1 protein-coding gene and 1 pseudogene are annotated in these 1,217 nt (G+C 69.7%); both read right to left on the bottom strand.

Annotated features, from left to right (window positions below; all coding sequences use genetic code 11):
* Positions 1-575 (bottom strand): annotated as a pseudogene (locus ACWEK3_RS42440) (IS200/IS605 family accessory protein TnpB-related protein); the annotation flags it as partial.
* The gene (locus ACWEK3_RS42435) at positions 568-1,143 is read right to left on the bottom strand and encodes an IS607 family transposase (protein WP_453252278.1); all 576 of its coding nucleotides are present in this window, start codon (positions 1,141-1,143) and stop codon (positions 568-570) included. The gene ACWEK3_RS42435 and the pseudogene ACWEK3_RS42440, both read right to left, overlap by 8 nt.
* Between the last annotated feature and the right edge of the window lie 74 nt (positions 1,144-1,217).

Here is a 1,217-nt window from a genome sequence, read left to right as displayed (position 1 = left end):
GTCAGGTTCGCGACGGTGAGGTTGTGACGGATGCCCAGCAGCCGGCGGCCCCCGCGTGTGACCGACACGCGCCCGGCGTCGCGTTCGGCCGTGACCTGTTCGTACCGCTCTTCGAGGATCGCCAGGCGCCGGGACTTGTGGAACCACTCGTGCGAGGACCGATAGCCGCCGGGCTTGCCCCGGCTGCCCTTCTGGCCGACGGGCAGGGACAGCCGGTGCCGGACCATGCGGATACCGGCATCCAGAGATCGCAGGTGCGCGTGCTGCGCACGCCGGGACAGGCCCCACTGGTCGTGCGTGCCGGACGTGATCGAACCGGCCCAACGGGAGGACGACAACACCGTCAGGTCACGTTTACGCTCAGCCCACGCGTCGGCGGAGTGCTCCAGACCGTCACGGCACCTGCGGGCCAGATCACGCGAAGCCAGTGTGCCCAGGTGCGCGCCGACCAGGCGCAACACCTTTTCGTCCCCGGCGGTCAGTCCCTTGAGGCGGTCACGGATGCTGACACCCCTTGGGCCGTCGGCGACGAAGGGCCGGGCAATCCGCCGCAGCGGCCCGCGCTGATCAGCCATGCTCGGCGGCTGCCAGCGCCTTGCGGGCACGGTCCTTCGCCGACCGGCGCCCGTACATGCGGGCACAGAACGAGGTCAGCACCTCCACCATCTCCCGCACCAGGTCGTCCTCGACCTCGCCGTCGTCCAGCACGACCAGGCGGCGCCCGGTCGCGGACAGGGCGGCCTCGACCAGCTCGACGTTCATCCGACCGAGGCGGTCCTTGTACTCCACCACCACCGCCTGCACGGCAGGATCGGCAAGCAGCCGCCTGGCCTTCGAACGGGCGCCGTTCATGCCGGAGGCGATTTCGGACTCCACCCGCACTACCCGGTGACCTGCGCCGGCAGCCCACCGGGCCAGCCGGGCGACCTGCCGCTCCAGATCGTCCTTCTGATCGTGCGAGGAGACGCGGGCATACGACCCCAGCCCGCCCAGTGCCCCGAGCGCAGCGTTGGCCCCCACGTTCACGAGGATCGTGCGCGGGCCGACCCGCTCAGCCGGTACCGGCAGCGTCCCCTCGCGAAACCAGCGATACGCGGTCTGCGGATGCACACCCTGCGTCCTCGCCCATTCCGTGAGATTCACACCCTGACAACGACGCTCACTCATACATGGTTACGCTCACATACCCGACTTCGACGGCCAGCAGTTGAAGACCC

It is taken from the genome of Streptomyces sp. NPDC004721 (assembly GCF_053601495.1).
This window is presented reverse-complemented; position numbering and strand designations above follow the sequence as displayed.